The sequence below is a fragment of the Helicobacter sp. genome, from assembly GCF_022770205.1.
In the GTDB taxonomy this organism is placed as follows: Bacteria; Campylobacterota; Campylobacteria; order Campylobacterales; family Helicobacteraceae; genus Helicobacter_D.
Window position 1 is genome coordinate 186,811 of sequence record NZ_JALEIK010000038.1, and the last position, 21,790, is coordinate 208,600.

General features: G+C 36.2%; 22 protein-coding genes. 3 read left to right on the plus strand and 19 right to left on the minus strand.

The features are described from left to right. Positions 1–3: 3 nt before the first annotated feature. The 13 genes from MRZ19_RS07910 to MRZ19_RS07970 form a co-directional block, all read right to left on the minus strand. The gene (locus MRZ19_RS07910) at positions 4–1,239 is read right to left on the minus strand and encodes a beta-ketoacyl-ACP synthase II (protein ID WP_291031754.1); all 1,236 of its coding nucleotides are present in this window, start codon (positions 1,237–1,239) and stop codon (positions 4–6) included. A 58-nt stretch (positions 1,240–1,297) separates the two neighbouring features. Then, the gene (acpP, locus tag MRZ19_RS07915) at positions 1,298–1,531 is read right to left on the minus strand and encodes an acyl carrier protein (protein ID WP_291031755.1); all 234 of its coding nucleotides are present in this window, start codon (positions 1,529–1,531) and stop codon (positions 1,298–1,300) included. 69 nt (positions 1,532–1,600) lie between these two features. Next, positions 1,601–2,344, minus strand: coding sequence for a 3-oxoacyl-ACP reductase FabG (fabG, locus tag MRZ19_RS07920; RefSeq protein ID WP_291031756.1), 744 nt, complete (start codon positions 2,342–2,344; stop codon positions 1,601–1,603). Positions 2,345–2,390: 46 nt separating this feature from the next. After that, a complete protein-coding gene (locus tag MRZ19_RS07925; RefSeq protein WP_291031757.1) occupies positions 2,391–3,200 on the minus strand; it encodes a YaaA family protein in 810 nt (269 codons plus the stop codon). Between the two features lie 10 nt (positions 3,201–3,210). Next, positions 3,211–3,936, minus strand: a complete 726-nt coding sequence (locus MRZ19_RS07930; protein ID WP_291031758.1) for a hypothetical protein — start codon at positions 3,934–3,936, stop codon at positions 3,211–3,213. A 19-nt stretch (positions 3,937–3,955) separates the two neighbouring features. Then, positions 3,956–4,294: a hypothetical protein gene (locus MRZ19_RS07935; RefSeq protein ID WP_291031759.1), complete on the minus strand. Its 339-nt coding sequence runs from the start codon at positions 4,292–4,294 to the stop codon at positions 3,956–3,958. 2 nt (positions 4,295–4,296) lie between these two features. Further along, entirely contained in the window at positions 4,297–5,634 is a 1,338-nt protein-coding gene (locus MRZ19_RS07940; protein ID WP_291031760.1) for an NFACT family protein, read from the minus strand. After that, a complete protein-coding gene (locus MRZ19_RS07945) occupies positions 5,625–7,190 on the minus strand; it encodes a DNA repair protein (protein WP_291031761.1) in 1,566 nt (521 codons plus the stop codon). The genes MRZ19_RS07940 and MRZ19_RS07945 overlap by 10 nt, the downstream gene beginning before the upstream one ends. Further along, complete coding sequence (locus MRZ19_RS07950) at positions 7,190–8,086, minus strand: NAD(+)/NADH kinase (protein WP_291031762.1); 897 nt, start codon at positions 8,084–8,086, stop codon at positions 7,190–7,192. Before MRZ19_RS07950 ends, MRZ19_RS07945 begins: the two co-directional genes overlap by 1 nt. Positions 8,087–8,088: 2 nt before the next feature. Next, on the minus strand, positions 8,089–8,853 hold the full coding sequence (locus MRZ19_RS07955; protein ID WP_291031763.1) for a hypothetical protein: 765 nt from the start codon (positions 8,851–8,853) through the stop codon (positions 8,089–8,091). Positions 8,854–8,862: 9 nt separating this feature from the next. After that, entirely contained in the window at positions 8,863–9,672 is an 810-nt protein-coding gene (locus MRZ19_RS07960) for a J domain-containing protein (RefSeq protein WP_291031764.1), read from the minus strand. Positions 9,673–9,741: 69 nt separating this feature from the next. Further along, positions 9,742–11,760 (minus strand): dynamin family protein, encoded by a 2,019-nt coding sequence (locus MRZ19_RS07965; RefSeq protein ID WP_291031765.1) that lies wholly within the window; start codon positions 11,758–11,760, stop codon positions 9,742–9,744. Beyond that, positions 11,753–14,173, minus strand: coding sequence for a dynamin family protein (locus MRZ19_RS07970; protein ID WP_291031766.1), 2,421 nt, complete (start codon positions 14,171–14,173; stop codon positions 11,753–11,755). The genes MRZ19_RS07965 and MRZ19_RS07970 overlap by 8 nt, the downstream gene beginning before the upstream one ends. 268 nt (positions 14,174–14,441) lie before the next feature. Between MRZ19_RS07970 and MRZ19_RS07975 the strand changes: the two genes are divergently transcribed. The 3 genes from MRZ19_RS07975 to MRZ19_RS07985 are packed head-to-tail and all read left to right on the plus strand — an operon-like array spanning position 14,442 to position 16,397. Next, entirely contained in the window at positions 14,442–15,014 is a 573-nt protein-coding gene (locus MRZ19_RS07975; protein ID WP_291031767.1) for an RICIN domain-containing protein, read from the plus strand. Positions 15,015–15,048: 34 nt separating this feature from the next. After that, the gene (locus MRZ19_RS07980; RefSeq protein ID WP_291031768.1) at positions 15,049–15,873 is read left to right on the plus strand and encodes a cytolethal distending toxin subunit B family protein; all 825 of its coding nucleotides are present in this window, start codon (positions 15,049–15,051) and stop codon (positions 15,871–15,873) included. Positions 15,874–15,890: 17 nt separating this feature from the next. Next, entirely contained in the window at positions 15,891–16,397 is a 507-nt protein-coding gene (locus tag MRZ19_RS07985) for a toxin (RefSeq protein ID WP_291031769.1), read from the plus strand. Between the two features lie 36 nt (positions 16,398–16,433). Here the strand turns inward: MRZ19_RS07985 and MRZ19_RS07990 are convergent, their stop codons facing one another. From MRZ19_RS07990 to MRZ19_RS08015, 6 genes are read right to left on the minus strand one after another with little or no spacing between them, the layout of a single operon-like run. Further along, positions 16,434–17,798 carry an ATP-binding protein gene (locus MRZ19_RS07990; RefSeq protein WP_291031770.1) on the minus strand — a complete coding sequence of 455 codons (1,365 nt, stop codon included), beginning with the start codon at positions 17,796–17,798 and terminating at the stop codon, positions 16,434–16,436. Continuing rightward, positions 17,798–18,463 carry a response regulator transcription factor gene (locus MRZ19_RS07995; protein WP_291031771.1) on the minus strand — a complete coding sequence of 222 codons (666 nt, stop codon included), beginning with the start codon at positions 18,461–18,463 and terminating at the stop codon, positions 17,798–17,800. Before MRZ19_RS07995 ends, MRZ19_RS07990 begins: the two co-directional genes overlap by 1 nt. 29 nt (positions 18,464–18,492) lie before the next feature. Then, positions 18,493–19,245, minus strand: coding sequence for a phosphate ABC transporter ATP-binding protein PstB (gene pstB, locus MRZ19_RS08000; protein ID WP_291031772.1), 753 nt, complete (start codon positions 19,243–19,245; stop codon positions 18,493–18,495). Between the two features lie 8 nt (positions 19,246–19,253). Next, the gene (pstA, locus tag MRZ19_RS08005) at positions 19,254–20,081 is read right to left on the minus strand and encodes a phosphate ABC transporter permease PstA (RefSeq protein ID WP_291031773.1); all 828 of its coding nucleotides are present in this window, start codon (positions 20,079–20,081) and stop codon (positions 19,254–19,256) included. Beyond that, positions 20,078–20,920: a phosphate ABC transporter permease subunit PstC gene (pstC, locus tag MRZ19_RS08010; protein WP_291031774.1), complete on the minus strand. Its 843-nt coding sequence runs from the start codon at positions 20,918–20,920 to the stop codon at positions 20,078–20,080. Before pstC ends, pstA begins: the two co-directional genes overlap by 4 nt. Before the next feature lie 25 nt (positions 20,921–20,945). Beyond that, positions 20,946–21,773: a substrate-binding domain-containing protein gene (locus tag MRZ19_RS08015; protein WP_291031775.1), complete on the minus strand. Its 828-nt coding sequence runs from the start codon at positions 21,771–21,773 to the stop codon at positions 20,946–20,948. Between the last annotated feature and the right edge of the window lie 17 nt (positions 21,774–21,790).

Genomic DNA, 21,790 nt, shown 5'->3' on the forward strand with positions numbered 1-21,790 from the left:
GATTTACACTTTTTTGAAAATCACAACACCATTTGTTCCACCAAAACCAAAAGAGTTGCTCATTACAACATTGATTTTTGCTTCTCTTGCGGTGTTTGGAATGTAGTCTAAGTCGCATTCTGGATCTTTTTGGATTTGGTTAATTGTTGGGGGAAGGATTCCTTTTTGCATTGCTAAAATAGAAATGACTGCTTCAATTCCCCCTGCAGCACCTAAGCAATGTCCAATTTGTCCTTTTGTGGAGCTAACAGGAGGGACGCTCCCATTAAAGACTTTTTTAAGTGCAAGTGTTTCGTATAAGTCGTTGTATTTTGTGCTAGTGCCGTGTGCATTGACATAATCAATTTGTGTGTTTGCCATAGCAAGTGCTACTTTCATTGCGCGGTATGCGCCCTCACCCTCTGGAGCAGGAGCTGTGATGTGGTTTGCATCGCCACTCTCGCCAAAGCCTATTAACTCTGCATAAATTGTAGCCCCCCTTGCCTTTGCTATCTCATACTCTTCAAGCACTAAGGCAGCTGCACCCTCTCCCATTACAAAGCCGTTGCGCCCATTATCAAAGGGGCGACTTGCAAGCTGTGGTTCATCGTTTCTATCAGATAATGCTTTCATCGCGGCAAAGCCGCCGATTCCTACGCCACAAATTGCGGATTCTGCGGCAACTACAAGCATTCTATCTGCACAATTTAGCATTATGGTTTTTGTTGCTTCAATAATGCTGTGTGTTCCTGCAGCACAAGCTGTTACGCTTGCGACATTTGGACCTTTAAGGGAGTAATCAATGGAAATAAATCCACCAAGCATATTGACAAGTGCGGAGGGAATAAAGAAGGGTGAAATGCGTTTAGGTCCGCGTTCAAAATTTATCACAGAGTTTTTTTCAATATTTCCTAGTCCGCCAATCCCTGAAGCAGAGCTAATCCCAAAGCGTTCAGTATTAATAGAATCTTGCAGTTTGCCTTCAGTATTGAGCAAGCCACTATCTTCCATTGCTTCTTTTGCGGCTTTGATTCCTAGTTGGATAAAGCGGTCTGCTTTTTTCACTTCTTTTGCATCCATTACGCTATTTGGGTCAAAGTCTGTGATTTCAGCGGCAATTTTTACGGGAAATTCTGAAATGTCAAAAGAGGAGATTGTTTTAACTCCGCATCTTCCATCTATAATAGCTTTAAAAGAATCCTCTCTGTTTAATCCAAGAGCATTAATCATTCCAAGTCCAGTAACCACTATGCGTCTCATATTTCTTCCTTGATTATTAAAATGTTAGTATGCCCTAAGGCATACAAAAGAGTGTAAATTAAGCTTTTGTCTTTTCAATATAAGCGACAACATCTCCAACGGTTTGGATTTTTTCCGCTTCTTCATCTGGAATTTCAATTTCAAATTTTTCTTCTAGTGCCATTACAAGCTCAACAACATCTAAAGAATCCGCACCCAAATCATCTACAAATTTAGATTCTGGTTTTACTTCACCCTCATTTACATTGAGCTGTTCTACAACAACTGCCTTTACATCATTAAATATTGCCATTGCAATTCTCCTTAAAAAATTTCAATAAGTTTGTATTTTAGCTAAGTTTTTCTTAAAAATTTTTATGCGTTACATATAGAGTCCGCCATTTACCTTTAAGGTTTCTCCTGTGATGTAATTTGCATAATTTGAGAGTAGAAATGCAACAGCTCCTGCAACTTCTTCTCCAATCCCTAAGCGTCCTAGAGGAATGCTTTGCACATAAGATTTTTTAATGTCTTCTTTAAGGTTTTTTGTCATATCGCTTTCAATAAAGCCCGGTGTGATGCAATTAAAGCGGATTCCTTTACTGCCACCTTCTTTGGCAAAAGATTTTGTCATTGCAATCATTCCGCCCTTGCTTGCTGCATAATTGCATTGTCCAAGATTCCCAATCTCTCCAACAATAGAAGCAATATTAACCACTGCTCCATAGCCTTGTTTGCGCATAATTTTTAAGGCTTCGCGACAGCCGATAAAACTTGAAGTGAGATTTACCTCAAGCACGGAAGTGAAGTCCTTTGTCTGCATACGCATAGAGAGTTTATCGTTTGTGATACCTGCATTATTGACTAAAAATGCTAATTCTCCCTCACTGCTTGTGATTGCATTGAGTCCTTTAAGAAAGGCTTCTTCATCTGTTGCATCAAAGCACACAACAGCAGCATTTCCGCCCTTTGCTTCTATTTCTGCTTTTAGAGCGTCTGCAAGTTCGGGTTTAGAGCGGTAGTTAATCCACACTTTTAAGCCCTCTTTTGCTAAGACTTTGGCGATTTCTGCGCCAATTCCTTTGCTAGCACCTGTGATTAAAACATTTTTTCCACAAAATTCCATAAGATTCCTTTATAGCATTCAATAAAGGCGCAATTATACTAAAAATTTAGGCAATCGTGTAAGTTAGGGTTGTTTGGGTGGTGTTGTCCTTGTGTGTGGTGTTTTTGTCCCTTAAGGTTAGTCCTGTAATCTCTGTGTGAAGGAGTTTTTCTAAGCTTGAAACTCCCTTTTTAGCACAAGTTTGCAAAAGGATTCCGCGATAAAATTTTGCATAATGGCTTACAATCTTGCCGTTTTTTATAAAATTTGGCGTTAAAATGTGTGCATTTTTGTGGGATAAGGAGTTTGGAATTTTATGCAAAGGGAAGCATTTTTGATAAAAGCTTGCACGCAAGTCTAAAAACTCTAGCGATTCTGCCTTTGTGGTTTCTAAAAACTTACAAATATTTGCAAAATTATCCGCATAAAATTGTTTAGTGGTGAAATTTAAGCTTTTAAAACTAAAACCCTCACCTTGTTTTAAATCATAATAAGGAATCTTATCTGTTGTTTTAAGCACTCCAAAGAGATTAGAAAAGATTAAAAGATTTTGCGCTAGATAATCTTGAGCATTTTTGTCTAAATTTTCATAATCTAAGGCATTAAAAGCAACTCCATCGTAGCGTTTAATGGAATCTAAAAGAGGAGAGTTGAAAAGATTCTGTGCTAAGGAGAGCGCATTAAGAGAAATGGTTTTTGCTCCAAAGAGTTTTTGGAGTTGTGCATCGCTTGCGTGTTGTAAATATTGTGTGTAGGATTCTAGGATTTCTTGTAAGTTTTTACAAATAAAATCTTTATAAAAGTAAGTGTTTGTGGAGGGGATAGCATTTTTATGCGTGAAGCATTTTTTCTCGCTAGGTGAAAATAAAATCCACATTTTTATCCTTTCAAAATAAGAAATTGTAACCTAGATAAACGCCTAAGCTAGATGTTTTGCTAAGGTCTAAATGCGCTGAACTAGGATTACCATTAACTTCTAAATGACTATTTTCTTCGCCAAAGTCTAGGCGTCTTGTCTGCACTCCAAACTCTAACTCTCCGCTATGAAATGTGCGAATAAGCCCTCCTTTGACACCATAGGTTAAGCCTATGTAAGAGAGCTTCTCTAGTGCGCTCTCATTAATCACAAAGCTACCGCTATCAAATTTTCCTAGCGTAACTCCTGCATTCACACCTAAGAGTAATCGCCAATTTGTGTTATTTGGAAGTTGTGGAGTGAAGGCATAGCCAAGTGTTAAAAGTTGATAAGAGAATCCATTTTGTTTGGAGTGGTGCTCAAGGCTTGCTAAAACTCTGTTATTGGAATCTAGCAAATAGCCAATTTGGATTCCAACTCCAAACTGCTTTTCGCTTAAATTATGCTTTTGTGCTTCAAAGCCACTAATGCTAAGTGTGGCGTCAGATTTTGCCTTATTATAAGTGCCATAAACGCCTAGCAAACGCTTTTTACGCTTGGTGTAAAGGGGGTGTTCATCACTTTGGGAATAATGGGGGTTTGGATTACTTAGTTGCCACGCAAAGCTAAGAGTGGAGAGAAAAAGAAGGGATAAGAATATGTCTTTAAAAAAGTGTGCATAAGCAATCCTTTTGCTTGTTTTTAAAAGGAATAGCAAAAAGGATTCCAACTTTTAATCATACAGAGATGTTTAAATGTGCGATTGTGCCATCAGTGTTTGTTTGGATGGTGTCTGTTTGGTTAGAAGTTTGTGGATTATTAGAATCGTCTTTTTCATTATTTTTGTCTTTTTCATCATCTTTTTCTTGCTTGCCATTCCCCTCTCTCTCATCTTTAACTTCAAGTGTTTCTTCAGTGGGACGAACTTCTTGGATTTCTTCTTGTTTTTCTTGCATACTTTGGAGATTTACCATTGCTTGAAAATCAAGTTTAACTTGTGCATTGGCTTGTTGCACAGAGCCAACTTGCGCATTTTGGTTGATATAAGTCATATTGCTAACAGGAGTTACAGCCATTTTCAATCCTTTTTTAGCTGGAGCGTTTGCTCTTTTGCATAGACAACATTTGCACCTTGCGTGATTTTCACAAATTTACGCCTTGTGTAATCTACATTGTAATTTCCGCTAAAACTTTTTGTAAGCCCGATTAAAATTTTTGCGGCTTTGCATAGGATTATATCGGAAATTTTGGATTTTCCACAATGGATAATGCAATGGGAGCTTGGGAGATTGCGAATGTGCATCCAAATATCATCGGCGTGTGCTTCTTTTAAGAGTGCAATGTTTTCGCGCTCATTTTTGCCAATAGATACCTTAACCCCTTCAATAAAAAAGCTTTCAAATTGCTTGTTTTGATGTTTTTGTTTGGAATCTTTGAGTGTGGAATCTTTTTGAAAATTAGAGTTTAAAATTTGTAAATCATTAATATTTGTTACATTTTGTATCATTTTTAGTAAATTTTCATAAAAGCTTAGTTTTTCGTTTAGATTTTGGGCTTGGAGATGAATGTTTTTTGCTTTTTTGGCAAGTTTTTTGGAGTTTTCAAAGAAGATTTGCGCTGCGTGGCTTAGGGAATGTGCTTTATTAGGAAGTGTGATTTGTGTGGAATTTAGCGTAATAGAAGTGCCTTTGAAGTTTGGATATAAATAGAGATTTTGCACAATGAGTTGTCCTAAATGCGCTTCTTTTTTCGCGCTAGATTCTAGCAATGCTTTGTTTTCTAAATGGTTTAAAAAATGTTTGATTTGAGCGATTTTTTGTAAGAGTGCAGTTGTGGATTTTTGGATTTTTTGCTCTAACTTTTTTTGTTGTAGGGTTTTAAAATTCTCTCTTAAAACACTAAAGAGTTCGCCTTCATCGTGCATTTTTGGGGGAATTTTGGGTTGGGGTAGGGGTAGGAGTGGTTTTTGGATTCTAACTTCTCTAAAGGATTGTTCTTTTGTGATGTGGCGCAATGCGTCTAGGACAATGTTGTTGGAATCTAAAAGGATAAGATTTGTGTTGCGTCCTGTAAATTCCATTTGTAGTGTGATTTGTGTAGTTTTGTAACTATTTTTGGTTTGTAAAAGCAATTGTAGGATTCTATTGTTGCCATCAAGTTTTGCATTTAGAATTTCTGTGTTAAAGCAATGTTTCTCTAGGCTTTTATCAAAGGGGGCTTGGTAGATTTTTGGTGCAATTAGCGATTCATCTGTGATAAAAATTGTGGATTTTTGGCGCGTTAAATCTATGAAAAAAAGCCTGCCATTTAAGTCAAGTTTAAAGAGATTATCCCCGATTCTACGGATTAGACGGAATTTTAAGGGGGGAGTTTGGGTTAGGTAGTTGGCAAATTTTTGGAGCGTGCTTAGTTGCATTGGAGCGTGCTTAGTTGTTTAGTGGCAAATTCTAGGGCTTCTTTTGTGATGGAATCGCCACTTATCATTCTTGCAATTTCTTGGATTCTGCCTTGTTTGTCTAATGGTGTGATGGTAGAGCCATTGGGCTGTTTTTGGATGAGAAAATGCGTGTTAGCAAGGCTTGGTATATGCGGTTGGTGGGAGATTGCAAAGATTTGATAGGAAGTTGAAAGTGCTTTTAGGGCATTTGCAACGCCTTGAGATTCTTCTCCGCTTAGATTTGCATCCATTTCGTCTAAGATGATTATGGCTTGGTGGTTTGTTTGTGCGCTTTGTGCAAGCAATAAGGCAAGACGGAAGCGGTTAAATTCCCCTGAGCTTAGGTTCTTTAAGGCTGTGTTGAGTGTGATTGCAAGATTTTGTGCACCTAAGAGAGTATAAGATTCCACTTCTAAAAGTGTTTTTAGAACAACTTTAGCCTTTGGCATTTTGAGTGAAGTGAGTGCTAAGTTGAGTGCATTTTCAAAATCACTTAAATGTTTCTCTCTTGCCTCTGTTAGCACTTTTGCTCTGGCTTGAAGTGTGTCTTTTGCGCGGTTATAAGAGTGTTGTGCATCTTTTAAGATGGAATCTAAATTTTCGTATTTTTGTAATTCTTGCTTTTTGTTCTCTAAATATTCTAAAGCTTCATCTACTCCGCCATAGCGGTGTTTTAGCGCGCTTAGGGCTTCAATGCGGTTTAAAATTTCTTCTATGTTGCGCATCTCTAATGTTTCTAAGCGTTCGCCTTCTTGCTCGCATAGGCTTTCAAGTAAATTTAGTGCGTTTAAAATGGAATCGCTTTCATCGCTATTGATTAGATTTAAAAATTCTGAAACTTTGTGGCTTTGGTTTAAAAACTCACGCACATTCTGTAAGCTTTCATTAATTTTTTCTTTTTTGGAGATTTCTTTTTTAAGCACTAAAAGCTCTTCGTATTCTCCCTTTTTGGGATTAAGCGTTTCTAGTTTTTGGATTTCAAAGCGCACAAATTCTTTGAGTTCTGCAACTTTTAATGCTTCCTCTTGTAAGGTTTTTAGTGTATTTTTAGCTTCACTAAAATGCAAAAAAGATTCCTTGTAGTTTTGTAAAATTTGTTGGTATGCTTGGTTTTTGGATTGTATAAAACCATCAAGTGTAAGAAACAGATTCTGCTCGTTTGCTGCATCATAGGATTTAGTGCTAAGATGTTTTAAAAAGGGTGTAAAAAGTTCTTGGATTTTCTTTTTTGGGATATTTTGGGCGTTTAGAAAGTAGCGGATTTTATCCTTTTTGCTAAGGGTTAGCACAACTTCCCCTTCATCAATTAAGCCTTCAAATTCTTGTGGAATCCCCTGTAAATCTAGTGTTGCTTCAAGGAATGTGGCATTTGTTTCTCTAAGTCCAAAAAGGGCTAAAACGGATTCCATAAGCACAGATTTTCCCGCACCACTTGCACCGCTAAAGACATTAAAATGCAAGCTTGGGTAAAAACTTGCCTCTTTAAAGGCTGGAGAATTTTTAATGGTGATTTTTTGGATACAGAGTTTTTGCATTATTCAAAGTCCCCCCAGTGAAATTTTTCTTTTAAAATCTTAAAGTAGTTCCATTGTGGGCTGTGGATAAGATACACGCCTTCATTTTTGGCATAAATAGTGATTTTTTCGCCAAATTTTAGCGGCTTGCTTTCTTGTCCGTCAATAACGATGTTGCAACGCCCAGCTTTGCCTAGTGCAATGCTAACTTCAAAGGAATCTGGCAAAATGAGTGGGCGTTGGGTTAAAGAATGCGGACAAATAGGCGTTAAAAGAATGTTTTTAGAAAAGGGATAAACCACAGCACCTCCTGCGCTGATGTTATATGCAGTAGAGCCTGTGGGGGTGGCTAGGATTAAGCCATCTCCATAGTAGGTATTAAAATATTCTCCTGCAATGTATGCTTTTAGATGAATCATGCTTGCATCATTTAAGCGCGTAAGAATAATATCATTTAAGGCAAAAAAGCTCGTATTGGTTTGGGCTGTGTTTTTTTGATTGTTTTTAATGACTTTGCCCTCCAACATTGTGTGGTGTGCTATGGTGTAGTTTCCGCTTTTTAGGTTGGGCAAAAAGGATTCCACTTCGTGTTTTTGTAAATCTGTAAGGAATCCTAAATGCCCCATATTGATACCCAAAATAGGCTTTTTATAGGTAATAGAACGCCTTGCAGTAGAAATGAGTGTGCCATCGCCCCCAATTGAGATTAATGCATCAGATTTAGCACAAAGTTCTTCAAAGTTTAAGCCACACATTCCAATCATTCTAGCACTAATGGAATCTAAAATCACACGGAATCCTAATTGCACTGCTTGTGTTTGAAATTCTAAAAAATAGTCTTTAAGCTCGGGTGTGGAAGGGCGCAAAAAAACGCCTAGAGTTTTGATTGCTGTGTTTTGGTGTTTTAAAGTCTGCATTATTAATCAACAAAATATGCTTTAATGCTATAACCGCGTTTGTCTGGAAGTTGCAGGCTTGGACCTTCAAAAATAGTGGCATTTGGGATTTTTGTGTGAATTGCACGGATTGCATTCCAAGCTCTAAAGCTTGCTAAGCCTTCTTGTTTGAGCTCTGGAGAGAGCCCGCGATAGGGGCTTGTATCTACGATTCCTTGCACTTCAAAGGCGACTACACGATTGTCGTTTTGCAATGCTTTGTCAATTTTTGTAGCAATGGATAACAAGCAGTTTTTAGGAATTTCCCATTTGCCAATTTCCATAGAAAAACATTCTGTAATGATTTGTTGTTTTGGTTTAAGAGTGTAGCGTAACTTTTGCATTGTGTTTTGTTTGGAGTTTTGGATTGTTTCAAGAGAAGCATTGAGTCCATTAAGTGAGTGTGCTAGGTTTTCTATCTCACGCTCTTTTTGATAGAGCGCATCTTGTAGTTGTCTGATTTCTTCATCTTTTGTGTAAGTCTGGCTTTCAGAATCTAAAATAGGGTTGGAATCTGAAATGGGCTTTTTTGCAATCCCTAAGGCACTTTGGGCTTTGTTTAATAATGCTTGTCCGCTAGGTTGGCTTAAAAAATAATATCCCCCTCCCAAAATTAATGCAATTAACACAACAACAAGTGCTAAAATGGGCAAGAAGCCACTATTTCTTGGTTCTTGTGGTGTCATTTCTTTGGCGGAATCTGCGGTTTTAAATTCCATATTCTGTAGGGCTTGGTTTGATTGAGACATTTTCACTCCTTATGCAACGCGCTTAAAGTTGGATTTAATATTTTCATAGGCTTCATTAATGAGTCGGAATTTTTCTGCATAACCATCAATGATTTTTTTATCCTGTCCATAGACATTATCAGGATGATAAGTTTTAGCAAGCTCAATGTAGCGATTTTTCACGCATTCAAAATCATCATTATATCCACAACCTAAAATTTTATAACTCTTCTTAAGCAATTTTTCTTCTTTTGTTAAATATTCTTCAAAGCATTCAAAAGTATTGTGTGTTTTAAAGGTTGCATAATCAAAGTCTAAAACGATATTGTGGATAATTTTTTGTGAGAGCATACTAATTAATTTTTCCCAAAAATAAGGACTAGAAGAGTCTAAAAAGATTTCTTGTTTTGTGTAGCTGAGTAAAAAGTCTTGAAAAAGTGAGCTTAAGTAGCGTCTAGCAAGGCGGTTTGGGCGATTTAGCTTCAGACAAACTTGAGCATTTCCAAAAGAGCTGTGAATAATCTGCAAAGAAACAATGATATGCTCTAGCATAGCGCGATTTTCCACCATTTTTATGCGGATAGGAAGATAACTGCTATCAATAATGCTTTGAAAATAGGGGTTTCCTTTTTTAGCTTCATCTTGCATTGCTACATGGTATGCCCAATTGAGAAAATAATCTTTTTTGTAACGCTCACCATCATCTAAGATAAGCACAGAGCTTGAGAGACGATAGGCTTTGGAAAAATGTTTGTAAGCAAAATCCACAGCGCGTTTTAAAAATCGTGATTCTCTTTCAATACTGATTTGAATGTATGGCTCTAGGAGCTCTACTTTCATTACCTTCCTTTGTCTCTAAAATTCCTATTTTTTGCGTTTTCAAGCTTTCAAAGCAATTTTAGTTCCATTTTAAAGTGTTAGGATTTGTGTGCGGATTGCCTTTAGATTTTGTTGTATTTTATCCATTTCTTTCTTAAGAGCAAAAGAGATTTGTGCAATAAGTTTGGTTTTTGACTCTGTGGTTTGCTCGTTCTGCTCTAAAAATTGTGCATAAGCTTTGTTTAGAGAGTTCATAGGACCAAAAAGGTGTGCTTGAAATTGTTCAAAACAAAATGCTTCATTAAGGATTTCACGCACATTTTCAAGTGTTGGATGAAAGAGCGCAAATTCTTCTTGATTTTCTTGGTGTTTAGCGATGGCATTTTTAATTTTTAAATCAAGTTTTGTGAGTGTTAAATCAATAGCATTATTGTAGTTGAGTGATAAAAAATTGCTAAGAACACTAAGTTCGCTACGCAAAAAAGAAGTGGCAACAAGAGCATTTTTATTGTAATCTGTCAAAATGTTTGCATAGCAATGCTGGGTAAAATGGTGTAAATCTTGCAAGGCTTGGCTTTGGGGCGCAATAAGATAGAGTTCTAAGGATTTTGGTGTAATGTCCTGCCAATGCAAGATTTTTTCAGAAAGTGCATTTATGTTTTTGTGGATGGAATCCATAAATAAATCTAAGAAGTTTTTAATCTTCATACTGATTGCCTTATAGTCCTTAACGAGCTGTGTATCTTGGTTTTGTAAAGCAATTTTGATTTTTTCTAAAGGTAGAATCGTAACTTCCTTTTCGTGTATTTTAAGCTTTGTCCCTAGCAGAGTTTTTGTGTTTTTATGAAAAGCAATGCTTTGATTTTGCAGTGCATTAAAAATTTTTTGGGCAAGATTGTCAAGTAAAACATCTAAATCCCAATAAAGCGCATTAAAAATTTTTTGCTCTTTTGCCTTAGAAGTGGCGCAGTTTTGTGTAAATTCTGGAATGCTTTGGAGTAGAATCTTTTGGAGATTTTTATAGCTTTGGTTGATTTTATGGTATTGTAAATGCAGGCGAATAAGCCTTTCTTTTAGGCGTTTTAATGCGCTATGAGATTTTGCAAATTTTGCTTTTGGCTTAATAGTCTGGTTTAAAAATGCAAACACTAAAGGCATATTAGAATTCTGCATTAAAGCTTCAAAGTCGTTTTTATCTAAGCTTTGGGAGTTAATTTTTTCTTGTGTGCTTGTGTAGAGTGCTTGAAGCTTTTGCGAAGATTCTTTAAGAGATAAGGTAGAGTCTGTGCGCCTTAGTGCAATGTTTTGGATGCTATGCGCTAAGTCTAAAAGAGTGGTTTCTAGGAATTTTTCTGTGGTGTTTAAGCGCGCTTTTAGAGCAAGTTTTGCAGAGATGGGAATCACTTCTGCAAAAATCCCTTCAAATGCCTTTTTTGCGTATTCTACACTAGTTTGTATTTCTCTCTCATTTTTTAAGCGGTCTTTTTGGTTGAGCACGCATAGGCTTTTTTGTGCAAAATGCGTGCTAAATCCTTTTAAAAGTTCCTTTTCGCTGTTTTTTCCTGCATTATCAATTAGTGTTAGCCAAATGATTCCATCAACTTGCTCTAGGATTTTTAGTGTTGCATTTGTGTCCTCAGAATTTTGGGAGTTAAAACCGGGAGTGTCTAGAAAATTTATGTCTTTTAAAAACAAGATGGGCGCATAAAGACAGAAATGGTCAATGGTTTTAGAGTTTTCTCGTGAGAGTTTGTGCAAAAATTCTACATTTTGCAACACTTTTTTGCCATCTTTGTAAAGAATCTCTAAAATATAATCCTCTCCGTAGCAGATTTTACAAATCTTAGAAGTGATAGGTGTGATGCCTGTTGGCAAAATGTCCTGCCCTAAAAGCGCATTTAAAAAGGTGCTTTTGCCGCTTGAAAATTGTCCAATGATAGCAATTTGCATAGGTTCTGTGCTTTGTTGTGCTAAGTTTTCAAAAAAACTAAGCGTGCAATCGTTTGGATTTAGAGTGTTTTGGCAATTTGCTATGAGTTTTTGTGTGGGGGTTTTTTGACGGAATTTTTCTTGTAAGATTTTGCAGTCTTGAATGTAGGATTTAAGCATTTTGTTCCCTTGTTGCATAGTCTTGTAGTGTTTCACATTCTTGGATTTGTGCATTTAAAAGTTTTGCAGTTTCTGTTAGGATTTTTTCTCTTTGTTGTTTTTGGGCTGTGCTTGCGTTTAAGTGATTTAAAGCATTTTGCAAAACACCTTCTTTAGAGTGTAAATCCCACTCTAGCTGTTGTTGTGCGGAATCTAAAAGATTCGTAAAATGTGCGATGTATTGATTTTCAAGGGCATTACTCTTGGCAATGATTGCAGTGATAAATTCTAAAAATCCTTCTTTGAAATCTCTTTGAATAGCATTCTTTAGGGCTTCTTGTTTGTTTTTGTTAAATGCTTGAGTGCTTTGTATTGTCTTATTTAGAATTTTAAGTTTGGTTTTTTGCAGTAGAGTGGGATTTAAGTGGAGATTGAAATTTTTCTTTTGTAAAGTTGTGTGATTATCGCTGTATCCAATATTCTCCAAATGGGTTTGGGATTGCAAAGTAAGCTGGGAAATTTTTTTTTCTAAACTTTGTGTGCTAAAGCGTAAAATTTCACTAAGCGAGTCTTTTAGTCCTAAATCAAGAAGATATTCTAGGCGTTGCGTGCTTGGGACTTTGCCCCTTTCGTATTCGTAGATGATGTCGGCAAACAAGCGTTGAACTAAGACTTGTTGTGCATCTTGGAGTTTTTGATGCAACTGGTTTTGTAATGTGGCAGAAAAATCTTTTAATTGTGCCTTTGCAACATCTAGTGCATTTTTTGCAACATCTAGTGCATTTTTGCTCTGTTCTTTTTCTTGCTTTGCCTTTGTGATTTGTGCTTTTACTGCATCTTCTTGGGAAAATAATAAGTTTTGTTCTAATCTTATGGAATCTAAAATGTTTTGAAGTGTGCGTTTAAAGCCTTGTGCGCAAAGATAAATGATGTCTTTTGTTTTGGTGCTATTTTTACCTAAAAGTGTCTGGTTTAAATATTTAAGCAATGCGTTAAAGTTGGAATCCTCTAAGTTATAGCCTAGCGCATTAGCCTTTTTGGCGTCTATTTGGCAAAGTAGGGCTGGATAGCTAGCAAGTGCAATAAAATCAAGGCGTGCAAAAAGCAGCTCTAAATTTTGCGCATTTTGTGTGGTTTGTAAAGCAGTTTTAATGCTATGTTTTAGGCTTTCTTTTGTGTAATTTAAGGCGGCTTCAAGCTCGTTTTTTTCTAGTAAATCTGCGTGGGTTAATACAATTAGAATCCTTGAGAGATTAGCGTTGTGTAGGCTTTGTATGATAAAATCTCTGTCAATTTGCGTAGCACTTTGTGCGGCATTCATCGCGTGGATGAGTAAATCGCATTTTGTTAAATAATCTTTAGTGATTTCCTCACGCTGCACAATAGGATCATCAAGCCCCGGAGTATCCACAATTTCTACATTGTTTTGTAAAAATTCTAAGGGAGTAAAGAGTGTGGTTTCTTTAACAAGGTTGCAAATCTTGCTTGGGTGGTTTGCAGAAGTGTATTTTGGAAGCAGATTAATGTCAATCTCAAGGCTTTGTGTGGAATCCTGCACAAAGGTTTTGAAACACTCGCTAAACTCCTCATTGCTAAAGAGTGCGTTTAATGTGTTTTCATCTAATGTGGATTGTAAGTCTTGCCATTCTTTTGCATTCCAAAAACGCACACACGCACTAGGGGTTTTGGAATATTTTAGAAGTGTAAGGCTTGCTGTTTCTGGAATTGTGGAACTTCCTAGGATTTCTTTGCCCAAGAGTGCATTTAAAAGTGTGCTTTTTCCAGAACTTAAAACGCCTGTGATTCCAAGTGAGAAATGTTGATTTTGTGCCTTTTGTAGGAGTGATTCTAAGGGAATGAGATTTGAAAGTAAATGTGTAAAGTCTTTTGCTATGCGCTCTTTTAGATGTGTTTGTTGGGTTTGGAATGTTTTTAAGCTCGTGTTTAAAAAGTCTTCTAAGAGTTCTTTTGGGGTTGAAAATGTGGAATCTTTTTCATAATTTTGTGAAATTTCAGTGTTGATTAGTGTTTCAAAGTAGGAATGAATGGAATCTAAAAGTTTGCTTGTGGTTAGATTTTCATCTTGCAGGATTTTAAGATTTGAAAGTGTTGCTAATAAAAGTGTTTGGGTGGTTTTAGGGTTTTTAAAAAAAGCCTTTTGCAAATTTAAAAGTAAGGTGTATTGCACTTGCATAATGCCTTTAAAGCTTAAAGTTTTGCAGTATTTCTCGCAAAGATATTGGAGTGTTTCACTGCGATAAAATGCATTAAAACCTTGCGCATCAAGGCTAAGAAGGATTGCTAAAATTTCACTTGCATTGTCTTGTTCTAAAAGATGTAAATTCCCTAGCGGAGTGATTTCTTTAAAATGTTTTTCAAAGCATTCTTTAAAACGCTCTTGTAGATGTTTTTGTGTGATGAGATGCTTTTCCATTAAACTCCTTAAAAGATTCCATAAAGACAGAATAATACCAAAAAAGCACTATATAAAGAGTAAGATAAAAATGATTTTCAACTTTAATTAATACAGAGTGTTTTTAAAATTATAATCTTTAAAAAAATATTTGGAGTTGTTATGCGAGGGGTTTTCATTTTTTTGACAATATTTTTATTTTTTTGTAGGTTGTGTTTCTAAGGGAAATGATTTAGGGATTGGTAAATCGCCAACTCCACCTGCTGATTCTAAAAAGCAAGCTGTTTTAGTGCAAGGGCTCAATTTATCAGAGAAGCTTATGCGCCCAAGCACAGATGCAAAAGGGTATCACACGCCTACAAGGCATACAGAATCGCCTTTACTATCAAGCATTGGAGATTCTAGGACTTACACTTCAGACTTATTGTCTATTATGAGTCCAGAAGGTGGCGTTTTAACGCTTTGGGCATTAAATGTTGGAAATTGGGTTTGGGGATACACATTGTTTGATAGCCAATCTTTTGGTGCGGCAAGGATTTGGAGAATCTTTACAAAAGCAGATGGTAGTGCTGCGATTCAAAATGCAAAAGAAGGCACTTGTTTAACTGCATATAGAAATGGTGTAATCCATTCTTATTGTGATATGGATGATCCTACACAGCTGTGGAAGTTTAATTTTTTTGATAATCAAGCTATACAAATTCAAAATGTAGCCACAAAGCAATGCTTACAAACACCAACAAATCAAGCAACTACATTTTTTAGCATTTTTTTAACAGGTTGCGTGCAAGGGAGTAAGCCAAATAGTGATCAGCAGTGGTTTATTATCGCTCCGCCTATTAATGCGGGGGGTTGTTTTTAGCATAGATAAAGATTAAAGGAAAAGGGATGCTACAATGAGAATGATTGTTTTAATGTTTTTAAGTTTTACTTTGCTTTTGGGAAAAATTGAAGATTATGTTGTTGGGACTTGGAATTTGCAAGGTTCTTCTGCAAGCACGGAAAATAAATGGAATGTTAGTGTTAGACAGCTTATTACAGGAGATAATCCTGTGGATATTTTGATGGTGCAAGAAGCAGGGAGAGTGCCTGCAAGTGCTAGATTAACTGGTAGAATGATTCAGCCCGGTGGAACACCTATTCAAGAATATGTTTGGGATTTGGGCACGCGCTCAAGACCAAGAATGGTTTTCATTTATTATGCGGATATTGATGTGGGTGCTAGAAGGGTAAATTTAGCTATTGTTAGCGGAAGGCAAGTTGATGAGGTGTTTGTTATTCCCCAAACAATCATTGCCCCTAATGTTTCTCGCCCTGCCATTGGGATAAGAATTGGCAATGATGCCTTCTTTAATATCCACGCTCTTGCAAGTGGTGGAGGAGATGCGACAGCTTTAGTAACGGCTGTGCACGATAATTTTCTTGATCGTCCAGATATTAATTGGTTAATTGCTGGAGATTTTAATCGTGATCCTGCAAATTTAATAGCAGGGCTTGATAGAAGGATTACAAACCATACGCGTGTTGTTTCACAGAATACTGCCACGCATTTTAGTAGAACAGGTGCAAATAGGATTTTAGATTATGCAATTGTTGGTAGAAGTTCAAATGAGCAGACAACGCAACTTGCCTTGCCTGCAATTACAGCATTATTGATGGCTGCTAGCGTGCGTTCGCACTTGTCTTCAGACCATTTTCCTGTGCGCTTTGGTAAATTTTAGAGATTAAAGGGGAGAGAATGAAAAAAATTTTGATGTTTGTATTATTTATTGTAAATTATGGCGTTGCGCTTGATACTCCCGATTTAGAAGAATTCACAACACAGATTTCCATAAGAAGTGCATTGACAGGAGATATTGTAGGATTTGGAGCGGCTAGAAATTGGGTGATACGCGACATTATGCTAACAGATGATATGCTAAGAGATGACCCTTTTAGGAGTTTTAATTTAGGGGCAGTGCAGTTTGTGCAGGCGGGGACTAAGGATTCTTGTTTGGCAATTGATGAGAGTGGATTATTTACGCGTAAATCTTGTATGCAGGATTTACAACTTAAAAAGTATGAAACGCTCTATACAATCATTCCAACAACTACTCCAGCAGTGCAAATCCGCTCCTTTGTGTTGAAAAAAGATGAATGTATGACAATCTTTAATAATCCACAACTTCCAAGAGGAAGAGGGATAGGAATCCGTTCTTGCGATGTAGATAGCCTTTTTTCAGTGGATTTAGATAATCTTTTTTAATCAATCCTCCTTTCGTGATGCGGTTTTAATTAATCCTTAGTGATTTTGGGGAATTTTGGCGGATGTAAAATACACGCTAAATTCACTTCCCTTACCAATATCGCTTTTTAGGTTTATGGTGGCATTATGCAGTTTTAAGCCTGATTTAACAATAGAGAGTCCAAGTCCGCTTCCTCCAACTTTTTTACTGCGACTTTTATCCACACAAAAAAAGCGTTCAAAGACGCGTTCTTGGAGTTCTTTTGGTATTCCAATCCCATTGTCTTTAACCGATAGCTCTACGATTTTACCTGCTGTCCTTAGTTTTACTTTTACAAAACCTCCTTTGTGGTTATATTTGATCGCATTATCACAAAGATTAAAAATTAAATTTTCTAAAAGTTCATCTGCTCCTAAAATGTATGCGTCTTGTAAGTCTAGTTCAAGTGCTACGGAATAGTTGTTTGCGAGCAATTCTAAACGCTTATGGACGCGTTGGATAATTTCTTTTAAATTAAGGGTGTTAAGGGGAAGGGTTTGTGTTTCATCTAAAAAAGAAATTTTTAAAATCTCATTAATCATCTCTAAAAGGCGTTTGGATTCTAAATAAATTTTATCCACAAAGTTTGGCAAATCTTCTTGCGCAACAAGTCCATTCCTTATCATTTCAGAGCTTGCTAAAATGGAAGTTAGCGGAGTTTTTAACTCGTGAGTAACATTTGCGCTAAATTCTTTGCGTAAATTTTGTGCTTTTTTAAACTCTGTAATATCACAAAGGGCAATTAGCATACCTTTAAATTTGGATTTTTGTGAAAAAATAGGGGAAAACACTATTTCACATTCTAAATTGCTTGGGTAATGAAAGGTAAAATTCTCTCTGATGTCATTTTTTAATTTACCTTTTTTGAAGTCTTTAAGGTATTGTAAAAGTAGCTTTAAAAATTGCGCATTATCAAGCTCTAGTATATTGTTAATGTTTTTTAGATTAGTGAAATATTTCTCTGCGCTTACATTCTCACTTAAAATTTTTCCTGTGCGATTAATAAAAATTAATCCATCATTCATATTTTGTGTTAAAGATTGCAATTCTTGCTTTTTTTGTTTTAGGTGTTTGAATTGTGTTTTTACAGCTTTATTTTGGGAGTTGATTTTTTCAATTAATGCGTTAAGTTCAGGATATGGGAAGCTTTCTGGATTTTCAAAGTTGATGGTTTGGAGTGGTTTCAAAAGAATGCGTGATAGGAATTTTGCTAATAAACCACTGCATAAAACAATCAAGCAGAATCCTATTGTAAGATATGGGAGAAGCCAAAGTAATGTTTGTTGGCTAAATGGTTTTGTCATTAAGACTAAAGGCGTATTTATAATAAGCACAAAGCTTAAAATTGTACCAAGAACAATAAAAAAAATTTTTTTTTGCATTAGGAATCTTTAGAGATTTTGTAGCCAACACCACGGATTGTTTTAATATACTTATTGGCGTTTCCAAGTTTTTTGCGTAAGGTTTTGATATGGATATCAATGGTACGATTCTCACCGCTATAACTATATCCCCAAAGAATTTCTAGCAATTCATCACGGCTAAAGGCTCTGTTTTGGTTTTTTAAAAGGAATCCTAAAAGTTCAAATTCTTTTGGGGTTAATGCAATAGGTTCTCCAGAAACTTTCACGCTACGCGTGGTATAAGAGAGTTCTAAGATTCCATAGCAAATAGTATTCACTTCTTTATTGCGTCTTAAAATTGCGCGCACTCTTGCTAGAAATTCCATAATGCTAAAAGGTTTTGTAATGTAATCATCAGCACCTAAATCTAGTCCCTTAACCTTATCAATCTCATTGTTTAAGGCAGTTAGCATCAATACAGGAATATCTCGTGTGGCAGGATTGGTTTTAATGGCTTTTAAAATTTCAAATCCACTAGCATTAGGAAGCATCACATCAAGCACTAAAATTTGTGGAAGTGTGGTTTTTAATGCTTCTTGAAATGCTTCTGTATCTAAAAAACCTTGCGATTGTATGTTTTGACTCTTTAGTGCATATAAGACAAGCTCTAAAATATTTGTATCATCTTCTAAAACAAAAACCATAAAAATCCTTTGTAAAACAAAAAGGATATTTAACCAAATCTCCCATTAACATAATCTTGTGTTTTTTTATCTTTTGGATTGTTGAAAATTTTCGTTGTGTCGTCAAATTCAATCACCTCTCCTAGCAGGAAAAAGGCAGTTTGGTCAGAGATTCTAGCGGCTTGTTGCATATTATGCGTTACAATGACAATGGTGTATTCTTTTTTAAGGCGTAAAATCAGTTCTTCAATTTTAAGCGTAGAAATAGGATCAAGCGCACTTGTGGGTTCATCCATTAAAATCACTTCAGGATTAACAGCAAGTGTTCTTGCAATGCAAAGTCTTTGCTGTTGCCCCCCACTTAATCCAAGCGCAGATTTATCTAGCCTGTCTTTTAAATCGTCCCAAAGAGCTGCATCCTTTAAGGAGGATTCCACAATTTCATCAAGCTTTGATTTTTTCTTAATGCCGTGTGTTTTTGGTCCAAAAGTAATGTTATCATAAATGCTCATAGGAAAGGGATTTGGCTTTTGGAAAACCATTCCAACTTTTTTGCGTAGCACATTGACATCATAATCTTTATAAATATTCTTACCATCAAAGAGAATTTTTCCTTTAATTTTACAATCTTCTATTAAATCATTCATACGATTTAAGCTTTTAATAAAAGTAGATTTTCCACAACCACTAGGTCCAATAAATGCAGTAACCTTGCCTTTTTTGATGTCCATATTAATATCTTTCAAGGCAAGAAAGTCTCCGTAATTTAAAGACATTTTTTTAATTTCAAAACAATTTTTCATTTGACTCCCTATGCTTTAACAAATTTCTTAGCAATGTAGTTTGAACCAAGATTAATTAGAAAGACAATTATAATAAGAATCATTGCTGTGCTATATGCTTCATTAATGTGTTGTCCTTCGCTAGAGATTGCATACATATGCACGCTTAAAGTTCTTCCAGAGTCCATAAGCCCAGCAACCTTTGCAACGCTTCCTGAAGTATAAAGCAGTGCGGCAGATTCTCCTACAATTCTTCCTATGCTTAAAATCACTCCCGCTAAAATCCCAGGAATTGCAGCGGGCAAAATGATGATAAAAATTGTCCTAAGCTTGCCAGCTCCTAATGCAAAGCTTGCTTCTCTAAAACTAAGCGGGACGGATTTTAAGGCTTCTTCAGCACTTCTTAAAATTAAAGGTAGAATCATAACAGCAAGCGTTAAACCCCCAGCAATAAAGCTTGTTTTAAAGCCAAAATAGATGACAAAGGCTAAATATCCAAACAAGCCATACACAATGCTTGGAATCCCAACAAGCGTTTCAGATGCGATTCTAACTACATTTAAGATTCTGCTTTTTTGACTGCCATATTCGCTAAGGTAAATTGCCCCAAAGATTCCAAGTGGCATTGCTAAAATTAGTGCGAAAAACACCATATTTAAGGTGTTAATAATTGCCGGCGTCATTGAAATATTTTGACTATTGTATTCCCAAGAAAACATTTCTAGGTTTAAATACGCAATCCCTTTTATGAAAATAAAACCAATCAGCACTAAAAAAACTAATAGTACTAAAACCATAGAAACACGTATTAAAAGAGCTAAAGTGAGTGTTAGATTATCTGTTTTTGCGCGTTTCATTTTGCTTCCTTTTTCAGTGCATTAAAACAAGTGTTGATGATGAGAATAAAAACAAAAAGCACCACTGCATTAGCAATTAACACTTCTCTGTGTAAATCTTGTGCATACCCCATTTCAAGCACGATATTTGTTGTTAGCGTTCTAACGCCTTCTAACACGCTTGTTGGAAGTTGCACTTGGTTACCTGCAACCATAATCACTGCCATTGCTTCTCCGATTGCACGCCCAACACCAAGTATCACTGAGGCTAGGATTCCACTTTTTGCTGCTGGAATGAGGGCAAAAAATACACTGCGTTCTTTGCTAGCTCCAAGTGCTAATGCGCCTTCATAATAGCTCTCAGGCAAGGCATCAATGGCAGCTTTTGAAACCAAAATAATTGTTGGTAAAATCATAATGCTTAAGATTAAAGCTGCTGCTAGCACACTTTTTCCGGGGATTCCGCTAAAAATTGTTGCAAGCAGGGGAACGATTACAACAAGCCCAAAAAATCCATACACAACAGAGGGAATTGCGCCAAGAAGTTCAATTGCTGGCAAAATGTATTTTTTTTCCTTTTTGCTTGCAAAACGCGAGAGATAAATTGCACTTAATACACCAAGTGGCACTCCTATAAGAATTGCAAGAGCTGTTACATAAAAGCTCCCTATAATCATAGGAAAGATTCCAAAAATTCTTTCTATGGGATACCAATCCATTCCAAAAAGAAAATCAAAAGGTCCTATTTGACTGATTGTTGGAATCGCATTAACAAATAAAAAGAAACAAATCATTAAAACAGCGAAAATGGAGAGTAATGCGCAAAGGGCAAAAATGCCCTTGAAAATTTTTTCTTGCATAAGTAAGCTTTCTTTAAATTGTAATTTATTTAGCGTCCTGCCATTTTGTGATTTCACCCATAAAGATTTTCTTTACAGAATCTTTAGAGAGATTTTCTATTTTGTTACTTTTATTTACAATCACCGCTAAACCATCAATTGCTAAAACAATAGGTGTTACACCCTTTTGGATTTCGCTATCTTTGACTTCGCGACTTACCATTCCAATGTCTGCAATGCCTTCAACAACGCTATTTACACCTGTTGTAGAATCGCTTTGTTGGATTTCAATGGTTGCGTTAGGATTAATCTTCGCATACGCTTCTGTTAGCTTTTCCATTAAAGGCGTTACAGAGCTTGAACCTGCAATCACTAATTTACCTCTTGGCTGTGTGCTTGTGAAGTTTGTTTGCGCTACTGCTATATAGCCTGCCTTTTCCACGATTCCTTTTGCTTCTGCTGAAGCACTATATTTTAAAAAGTCTTCCATAAGCGGATTTGTTGTTTTCGTTACCACATTAAAGGGGCGAGAAATTTTATAGCTTTTATTATTGATGTTTTCTACACTTGGTGCAACACCATCAATTTTTAATGCTTTTACAGTGTTGTTTAAAGCACCAAGAGAAATGTAGCCAATAGAATTTTTAGAACCAGCAACTGTTGTAATCATAACCCCTGTAGAGTTAGTAACTTCAGCCTTTTGTGTTGTTGCATCAACTTTTTTGTTATTGAGTTTCTTTTGGATTTCAAAAATCTCTACAAATGCTCCGCGTGTCCCTGAACCCATTTCTCTGGAGATAGGGTAAATGTTTTGAGCCATTGCGCTTGTGCCAAGTAATAATCCTGCTAATAAGCCTAATGCGTATTTTTTCATACGATTCTCCTATAATT

What these genes read in the sequence shown, in the direction of transcription:
- MRZ19_RS07910 (WP_291031754.1), bottom strand. Translation starts at nt 1,239, where the DNA reads ATGAGACGCATAGTGGTTACTGGACTTGGAATGATTAATGCTCTTGGA.
- acpP (WP_291031755.1), bottom strand. Translation starts at nt 1,531, where the DNA reads ATGGCAATATTTAATGATGTAAAGGCAGTTGTTGTAGAACAGCTCAAT.
- fabG (WP_291031756.1), bottom strand. Translation starts at nt 2,344, where the DNA reads ATGGAATTTTGTGGAAAAAATGTTTTAATCACAGGTGCTAGCAAAGGA.
- MRZ19_RS07925 (WP_291031757.1), bottom strand. Translation starts at nt 3,200, where the DNA reads ATGTGGATTTTATTTTCACCTAGCGAGAAAAAATGCTTCACGCATAAA.
- MRZ19_RS07935 (WP_291031759.1), bottom strand. Translation starts at nt 4,294, where the DNA reads ATGGCTGTAACTCCTGTTAGCAATATGACTTATATCAACCAAAATGCG.
- MRZ19_RS07940 (WP_291031760.1), bottom strand. Translation starts at nt 5,634, where the DNA reads ATGCAACTAAGCACGCTCCAAAAATTTGCCAACTACCTAACCCAAACT.
- MRZ19_RS07945 (WP_291031761.1), bottom strand. Translation starts at nt 7,190, where the DNA reads ATGCAAAAACTCTGTATCCAAAAAATCACCATTAAAAATTCTCCAGCC.
- MRZ19_RS07950 (WP_291031762.1), bottom strand. Translation starts at nt 8,086, where the DNA reads ATGCAGACTTTAAAACACCAAAACACAGCAATCAAAACTCTAGGCGTT.
- MRZ19_RS07955 (WP_291031763.1), bottom strand. Translation starts at nt 8,853, where the DNA reads ATGTCTCAATCAAACCAAGCCCTACAGAATATGGAATTTAAAACCGCA.
- MRZ19_RS07960 (WP_291031764.1), bottom strand. Translation starts at nt 9,672, where the DNA reads ATGAAAGTAGAGCTCCTAGAGCCATACATTCAAATCAGTATTGAAAGA.
- MRZ19_RS07965 (WP_291031765.1), bottom strand. Translation starts at nt 11,760, where the DNA reads ATGCTTAAATCCTACATTCAAGACTGCAAAATCTTACAAGAAAAATTC.
- MRZ19_RS07970 (WP_291031766.1), bottom strand. Translation starts at nt 14,173, where the DNA reads ATGGAAAAGCATCTCATCACACAAAAACATCTACAAGAGCGTTTTAAA.
- MRZ19_RS07980 (WP_291031768.1), top strand. Translation starts at nt 15,049, where the DNA reads ATGAGAATGATTGTTTTAATGTTTTTAAGTTTTACTTTGCTTTTGGGA.
- MRZ19_RS07985 (WP_291031769.1), top strand. Translation starts at nt 15,891, where the DNA reads ATGAAAAAAATTTTGATGTTTGTATTATTTATTGTAAATTATGGCGTT.
- MRZ19_RS07990 (WP_291031770.1), bottom strand. Translation starts at nt 17,798, where the DNA reads ATGCAAAAAAAAATTTTTTTTATTGTTCTTGGTACAATTTTAAGCTTT.
- MRZ19_RS07995 (WP_291031771.1), bottom strand. Translation starts at nt 18,463, where the DNA reads ATGGTTTTTGTTTTAGAAGATGATACAAATATTTTAGAGCTTGTCTTA.
- pstB (WP_291031772.1), bottom strand. Translation starts at nt 19,245, where the DNA reads ATGAAAAATTGTTTTGAAATTAAAAAAATGTCTTTAAATTACGGAGAC.
- pstA (WP_291031773.1), bottom strand. Translation starts at nt 20,081, where the DNA reads ATGAAACGCGCAAAAACAGATAATCTAACACTCACTTTAGCTCTTTTA.
- pstC (WP_291031774.1), bottom strand. Translation starts at nt 20,920, where the DNA reads ATGCAAGAAAAAATTTTCAAGGGCATTTTTGCCCTTTGCGCATTACTC.
- MRZ19_RS08015 (WP_291031775.1), bottom strand. Translation starts at nt 21,773, where the DNA reads ATGAAAAAATACGCATTAGGCTTATTAGCAGGATTATTACTTGGCACA.